General features: G+C 54.7%; 7 protein-coding genes and 2 pseudogenes. 6 read left to right on the top strand and 3 right to left on the bottom strand.

The features are described from left to right. Positions 1 to 126 precede the first annotated feature (126 nt). On the top strand, positions 127 to 618 hold the full coding sequence (locus R6T97_RS11110; protein ID WP_410349356.1) for a hypothetical protein: 492 nt from the start codon (positions 127 to 129) through the stop codon (positions 616 to 618). Then, complete coding sequence (locus tag R6T97_RS11105; RefSeq protein WP_410349355.1) at positions 611 to 877, top strand: hypothetical protein; 267 nt, start codon at positions 611 to 613, stop codon at positions 875 to 877. Before R6T97_RS11110 ends, R6T97_RS11105 begins: the two co-directional genes overlap by 8 nt. A gap of 10 nt (positions 878 to 887) precedes the next feature. On the opposite strand, the gene R6T97_RS11100 is transcribed toward R6T97_RS11105, so the two are convergent. Continuing rightward, positions 888 to 1931 (bottom strand): replication initiator protein A, encoded by a 1044-nt coding sequence (locus R6T97_RS11100; RefSeq protein WP_410349354.1) that lies wholly within the window; start codon positions 1929 to 1931, stop codon positions 888 to 890. A gap of 818 nt (positions 1932 to 2749) precedes the next feature. On the opposite strand from R6T97_RS11100, the gene R6T97_RS11095 reads away from it, so the two are divergent. Continuing rightward, positions 2750 to 3253: a CRISPR-associated endonuclease Cas3'' gene (locus R6T97_RS11095; protein ID WP_410349353.1), complete on the top strand. Its 504-nt coding sequence runs from the start codon at positions 2750 to 2752 to the stop codon at positions 3251 to 3253. Between the two features lie 19 nt (positions 3254 to 3272). Here the strand turns inward: R6T97_RS11095 and R6T97_RS11090 are convergent. After that, positions 3273 to 3425: pseudogene (locus tag R6T97_RS11090) on the bottom strand (transposase domain-containing protein); the annotation flags it as partial. A 327-nt stretch (positions 3426 to 3752) separates the two neighbouring features. On the opposite strand from R6T97_RS11090, the gene R6T97_RS11085 reads away from it, so the two are divergent. Together R6T97_RS11085 and R6T97_RS11080 are read left to right on the top strand one after the other, a co-directional pair. Continuing rightward, positions 3753 to 3938 carry a hypothetical protein gene (locus tag R6T97_RS11085; protein WP_410349352.1) on the top strand — a complete coding sequence of 62 codons (186 nt, stop codon included), beginning with the start codon at positions 3753 to 3755 and terminating at the stop codon, positions 3936 to 3938. After that, positions 3919 to 5994 (top strand): recombinase family protein, encoded by a 2076-nt coding sequence (locus tag R6T97_RS11080; RefSeq protein WP_410349351.1) that lies wholly within the window; start codon positions 3919 to 3921, stop codon positions 5992 to 5994. The genes R6T97_RS11085 and R6T97_RS11080 overlap by 20 nt, the downstream gene beginning before the upstream one ends. On the opposite strand, the pseudogene R6T97_RS11075 reads toward R6T97_RS11080, so the two are convergent. Then, positions 5990 to 6115: pseudogene (locus tag R6T97_RS11075) on the bottom strand (transposase); the annotation flags it as partial. The gene R6T97_RS11080 and the pseudogene R6T97_RS11075 sit on opposite strands and share 5 nt — an antisense overlap. Here R6T97_RS11075 and R6T97_RS11070 point away from each other — a divergent pair. Beyond that, positions 6063 to 6254 (top strand): DUF362 domain-containing protein, encoded by a 192-nt coding sequence (locus R6T97_RS11070; protein ID WP_410349350.1) that lies wholly within the window; start codon positions 6063 to 6065, stop codon positions 6252 to 6254. The pseudogene R6T97_RS11075 and the gene R6T97_RS11070 sit on opposite strands and share 53 nt — an antisense overlap. Positions 6255 to 6449: the final 195 nt, after the last annotated feature.

Below are 6449 nucleotides of genomic sequence, written 5' to 3'. Positions count from 1 at the left end.
GCAAGCTGGTAACCGAATCCCTGAATGATTACTCCCGAAAACAGATTAATGAGCGTTACCCCTCATTGGATGATTTCTTGCGACACTGGAAAGACTCTGAGAAGAAGCAGGCTATCGTAGAAGAGTTTGAGCAATGGAGAGCGCACGATTCAACCCGAAATTGATGAGGCGAAAAGCCGAGCCGCCTTCGTTCTGATCGACTTGGAAGGCTCAGCGAGCAGGCTGACGTCCTTCGCGATCGCGGAGTCGGACTTGGTGATCATTCCCTCAGGGGAAGAACAGCAGGATGCTGATGCGGCGATCCATACCCTGGCGGAAATCGTGATGGAAGGCAGGGCGCGTCGTCGTGAAGTCCCTGCAGCCATCTTGTTGGCCCGAACGGCTGCGGCTGTGAAAAGTAAGCTGGAGCGACACATCCATGCCGAACTTCATAGGGCAGGGCGGGTCTTTCAGACCGAACTACATCGCCGAACCGCGTTCTCATCTCTTCACAATGCAGGAGGCGGCCTACGGCAGCTGGACCCAGAGGAGGTCTCCGGGATCGATAAGGCGACCTTGAACGCTCAAGCCTTCGCAAATGAGGTGGTTGAGATACTGGAAGGAACTCACGATGCCTAAACCGCTCAATCTTGATCGTCTCCAAAAATTTGAACCATCCGCGCCGGCGCCCAACCGGAGCGAAGAGACCACCCCTGTGGATCAGGAAAGCGATCGAACGGATCGCTGGCCAAGCCGCGAGCCAGTGGCTGATGGACAAATCAGCATCAAGGGGCCTTTGAGTACAATCCGGAGGTTCAAGGCGATGTGTAAAGAGGATCGGCGAACGTATGTGGATATGCTCAATATTTTGATGGATGCGTTCGAGAAGAAACCCTGAGCGTGGGAACTCACGGACGCCCACGTCGATCATACCATTTGCGGCAGAACCCAACGAAAGCGGCGTCCGCATCACGAGGCGGCTCGCTCATCCATCCGCGCCATTCCTGTTCAAGAGCATACACATCCCATCCAGGAGCGGCTTCTTTCGCCTTCGTATGAGCATCTGGTCCCAATCGCACATAGGGCAGGGGATCGCTATCAACCACTTGATTTGGGAGAAGCGTGCCCCGATTGGTAAAGGTCACGTTGTCTTTCTCTTCGTCGAACCTGACATTGTAGTCAGGCAGATGATCATGCTCGACTAGATGCCGAATCGCCCGCCTGAACTCCTTCAGGGACGACTTGGAACCCGACTTTTTCAGAAGCGTATCGAGACCAATCGTCCAGCTAGTCTGGCGGCCACAATGTTTCCGTGCAATCTCATAAACCCGTCTCTCAATCGGCTTGCGAAGGCGAAAATAATCGCGATGAAGCGTCAGCACCTCCTGCGCCTTGATCGCATTGAAGACCCACTTGGAGAGCTCAATCTCGCACCAAAGCAGACGACCGTCCATGCCATGCTTACGACGAACCGAAGCCGCATCGATCAACCCGAAAGTGTCATATTGCTCTTCATCACCCGTACGGATGTTAGTGCTGATCCGCGTCCCCGACAGACGGTCAATCGCCTCCACAAGGGCGGCGTAGTCTTTGCCTGCCGTCCCCCGGTTAGAGAATATCAGCAGCTCACGGGAATTAATACGCACACGCGGTGCAACGGTCTCTCCTTCGCGTAACTTATGCATGATCTGCGAAATGCAGTAGATGAGAATGTCTTTGTCATAAATAGTTGCCAAGCCCTTGTAACTCGGCTTGATTTCAACCCAGTTCCCATTGTGGTCATACCGCCTCACCGACATCTCGGGCTTCTTCGACAGGGAGTAGAAGGGATGCTCCATCAGGACCATCATGTCTTTAAGTACAGCATCAGCCACATCGCAGATGAACAGGTCATGCTGCGGATGCCGGTCCGGCAGAAGGGGTCGAGTCGTGTTCGGGGTTTCACACACCATAGCCTCATATTCGGGGTTTCACACACCCGCGTCAATAGGATTCGGGGTTTTACCCACCCTCGAGTGAGATTCGGGGTTTTACCCACCAAAGTTCGGGGTTTTACCCACCAAAGTTCGGGGTTTCACACACTGGACACTAAAAAATACACTGTTTTTTTGTTATTTTTCAGTGTCTTGTGGAATATCCAGAATCCCGTAACACAGAATCTAACACATATATAACACTACCAGACCTGTGGATAACTCATCAGGATAGCTGAAGATCGGCAATATCTGCCCTAAAGTGATGGTGGGTGAAATCTTGATCCTTGCTCATCAGACTTAAACTAACCAGAGAATGAGCTAGGACCTGCAAGCGCACTCAGAAGGACGCAGAGAGTGGCTATCCCCGTGGTTGTCATCCCATCATCAACCCCATCTTGGCTCAGTCATCCTTACGAGCTGAGATGAGTGGTCGAGGTACGCTTTTCTTTCCCCCAAGATCTGATTGCTTGATAGGGTAATTTTCATTACCGCTTGTTAGAGAGGGGGCCACTGGACGAGGTATTTAACCAGAACTTCCGCGTGACGAAGTGAGAGCGTGAAGCTTTCAAGGCGCGGTGCGCGAAACATAACAAATGACGTCAACTCAACGAACACGAACGAAACTACCTGTAGAAGATTATAGAATTGGTCGAGTTACGCGACGGCGTTGGGCGCGGTTCCAAACCATCGCTTGATCAGACATCACCAACGTTTGCACACATCTCGCTTCCATCAACTGCTGCAGTCCACAGCGTCTCGACCAAGTCCATTTCACTGTAGACAGAGAGGGTTCGATGGTCGATCTGGACGTGATCAAGCGATGGCCCGGCAAGAGTGGTGACGACTTTGGTGCGGAGCATCCAGCACTTTATCACATGCTGGATGTGGCAGCTGTTGCCGAGAGACTTTTGGAACCAGTCCGCATGGATACTGCGCTGCAACATGCGCTTGTGCTCCTTTCAGCGCTGCACGACCTTGGAAAACTCAACACAGGTTTTCGGTCCATGCTGCGTGGTGAAGGACGACAGACGTATCGGCACTGGGAACTGACCGAAGTTCACCTGAACGCCAACATGCCTCTGTTATCCTCCGCCTTGAGGCCAGACAGGGAAAATCGACTGCCACCGCTAATCGGTGCCACTGCGGGCCATCACGGCCGGCCCTCGACGCTGGATCAGCGCAAACTGGGGCAGGCTGCGCGCACGCTCACTGGTGAGGCAAAGGCGGACGCCCAAGACACGATCACGGCTTTCGCAGCCCTTTGGCCTGAAGCGGCGCTCACCGATCGTAAGCGGTAGCTGAGAACCACGTCGATTTTCACCTTGACGGCGTGAAGTTCCAAGGCAGCAGGTCGTCGATGCGGTTCTGGGGGTGACCGGCGGCGATAGCCTCGAGAGTGGCCTTGAGATAGGCGAACGGTTCGACGCCGTTTATCTTGCAGGTCTCGATCAGCGACGCGATGCGGCCCCAGGCCTTGCCACCCTCGTCGGAAGCAGCGTCATAATGCCGGGAGTCTGGGATTTGACACGGTCGTAACCTATCCGTTTCACCCACTGTTTGGGCAGACGGTGAATGTTATTGGTTCAGTTGAACACGATTTTTGCCTTCATCTTATGATCGGTCAAGCTCATGGCGGGGCGTTCTATCTTCCGGCCTGGATGACCGAGCCAGAGGCCGGATCGATCAAGCCCGTCGACACCCCACACCTGCCAATTGGGTCTTTGCGCGATCTTCGTGCATTGCTCGATCAGCTTTTACACTCCCGCGCAGACAAAACGGTCAGCATGGGAGATTTCGATGATTCGTCCAAAACAACTCGATCTGTTTGCACAGCTGGCGCAGCCAGTTCGCTGGGCGCAGGACGACCGCCAGAAAGCGATGGCCCTCCTGCGGGACCTGCTGCGCGAAGCAATGATCTCACCGGCCACGCCAGATCAACAGTTGATCGCAAAGGAGGCCGGAGATGAGCAAGATCACCTCTGAGCACCTGGCGCGCAGTGCCTATGTATATGTTCGTCAATCCTCGACCTATCAGGTTGCGAACAACCTCGAGAGTCAGCATCGGCAGTACGGACTGGTCGAGAGGGCGCGACAGCTGGGCTGGGAAACGGTCGAGGTTGTCGATGAAGACCTGGGCAAATCTGGCAGCGGCGGCATGGAACGACCGGGGTTTCAAAAGCTTCTGGCAGCAATCTGCGAGGGCCGTGTTGGTGCGGTCTTTTCGCTTGAAGCCTCGCGGCTGGCGCGCAATGGGCGTGAATGGCACAGTTTACTGGAATTCTGCGGCGTTGTGGGTACGCTGATCGTGGATGAGGACGGCCTATATGATCCGCGTCTGATCAACGACCGCCTGCTTCTGGGTATGAAGGGCACGATGAGTGAGATGGAGGTGTCGGTGTTTCGGCAGCGCTCGGCCGAAGCCATAAAGCAAAAGGCGCGCCGCGGCGAGATGTTGACAACTTTGGCTGTCGGCTTCGTCAAGAGCGACGACAACCGGATCGAAAAGGATCCTGACCGCCGCGTTCAGGACGCCATCGCGCTGGTCTTCCGGAAATTTTCCGAATTGCAGTCGATCCGCCAGGTTCTTTTGTGGTTTCGATCGGAAGAGGTCATGCTTCCCCGCGTGAGACATGGCCACGGTTTGCCGCGTATCGACTGGACGCTGCCAGTCTATCCGACGCTGCATCACATGCTGACCAATCCGATCTATGCCGGGGCGTATGCGTTCGGGCGCCGCGGCACCCGGACCGTTATCAAGGATGGACAAAAACGCCAGGTCCGTGAAACCTTGCGTCGCCACTGGGATGATTGGGACGTTTTTATCCGTGACCACCATGCGGGCTACATCTCTTGGGAGACCTTTGAAAAGACGCAAAGCATGATTGCCGAGAATGCCAATCGAAGCAGCTATGTCGGGCGTGGTGCGATCCGCCGCGGGGAGGCCTTGTTGCCTGGGTTGCTACGCTGCGCGCGCTGTGGCCGTCGATTGCGCGTGGCCTACACCGGGAAAGGCGGCAACACACAGCGCTACGTCTGCCATGGCACATTCGGGAAGACCGCGGCGGCCAACTGTATCGCTTTCGGAGGCATGCGCGTTGATCGGACGGTCGCAGCCGAAGTACTGGACCGCCTGCAACCCTTGGGGATCGAGGCCGCACTGTCTGCCGCAATTGAGCAGGAAGAAACGCGTCACGACAAGCTTCAGCAGATGGAGAATACGCTGCAGCAGGTCCGCTTCGAGGCAACGCGCGCGCAGCGCCAGTACGATGCGGTCGATCCGGACAATCGGCTTGTCGCGGATGAACTCGAGCGGCGTTGGAACGATACGCTGTGCCGCATGCGCGATCTGGAAATCGACCTTGAAAAGCTCCGCACGGAAATTCCCTCGCCCATGTCTGTGCCGGATCGAGATCGGTTGATGACGCTGGGGGCCGATCTGGCGCAGGCATGGAACAGCCCCGGGGTCACTTCGGAAACCCGAAAGCGGATCCTGCGGCTGATGATCCGGGAAATCATCGTCGACATGACAGAAGACAGCTTGCCCATGGTCATTCATTGGCAGGGGGGAGACCACACAAGTCTTACGGTGAAGAAAAACAAGGCGGGTCACACAAGATGGACGATCGCCGGTGAAACGCTGGATCTCGTGCGGGTGCTGGCGCGTCAGATGTCCGACCAGCATATCGCATCGGTGTTGAACCGGGCAGGCAAGGTCACCGGAAAAGGGCTCAGCTGGAACCGCAGTCGTGTCTGTCGCTTGCGCAACACGCACGATATCGCCGTGTATCGCGAAGGCGAAAGACAGGAACGTGGCGAGGTCACACTGGACGAAGCGGCAGAGTTCCTAAAGGTCAGTCCATCGACCGTGCGACGATTGATCAACACCGGGGTGTTGGCGGCCGAACAGAACTGCAAAGGCGCGCCCTGGATCATCCGGATAGAAGACATCGAGAACGGCAATGTGCAGAAAGCCGCTGATGCGCGCCGCGCCAGACGCCCGGCACCTCACAACCCTCAGCAAAAAGTCATGGAAATATAAGGGCATACTCAGATGTGTAGTATAAGGCACCCTCGTCGTGGCCGGCGAAGAGCGCGTTGCGACGGTTCATGGCCGGGCTGCGGATGGCGTTCTCGACCAGGTTGGAGTCCATGTCGACATGTACGGCATGTGGAGCATGTGTTGATATATGTCCAGTCGATGCAATAAAAATCGAAGACAAAGCAGTTGTTGATGAAGATACCTGTATTGACTGCGGTACATGTGTTGACGAATGTCCTGTTGAAGCAATATCTTTATAAAAATATATTTTTCCTCCATATCTCTGGAGGATTCTCTTTTACTTTTTAGATTTAGAATATTTACGACAAGTATCAACTAGTTCTTTAGGGCAATCCTTTAATTTATTTGTTTTTATATAGTCCTTCAGTCGGTCAAGCCAAAAAGGAGTAATATTACAGTTATTTACTACTTCTACAAATTTTATTACAGAGTTC

The sequence above is a fragment of the Yoonia sp. genome, from assembly GCF_046498525.1.
Classification (GTDB): domain Bacteria; phylum Pseudomonadota; class Alphaproteobacteria; order Rhodobacterales; family Rhodobacteraceae; genus Yoonia.
Note: the sequence above shows the minus strand (reverse complement) of the source record. Positions and strands in the feature narration are given on the sequence as shown.

Bases quoted from the DNA above. Each gene is read 5' to 3' on its own strand.
- R6T97_RS11105 (WP_410349355.1), top strand. From the start codon at position 611: ATGCCTAAACCGCTCAATCTTGATCGTCTCCAAAAATTTGAACCATCC.
- R6T97_RS11100 (WP_410349354.1), bottom strand. From the start codon at position 1,931: ATGGTGTGTGAAACCCCGAACACGACTCGACCCCTTCTGCCGGACCGG.
- R6T97_RS11095 (WP_410349353.1), top strand. From the start codon at position 2,750: ATGGTCGATCTGGACGTGATCAAGCGATGGCCCGGCAAGAGTGGTGAC.
- R6T97_RS11085 (WP_410349352.1), top strand. From the start codon at position 3,753: ATGATTCGTCCAAAACAACTCGATCTGTTTGCACAGCTGGCGCAGCCA.
- R6T97_RS11080 (WP_410349351.1), top strand. From the start codon at position 3,919: ATGAGCAAGATCACCTCTGAGCACCTGGCGCGCAGTGCCTATGTATAT.
- R6T97_RS11070 (WP_410349350.1), top strand. From the start codon at position 6,063: ATGGCCGGGCTGCGGATGGCGTTCTCGACCAGGTTGGAGTCCATGTCG.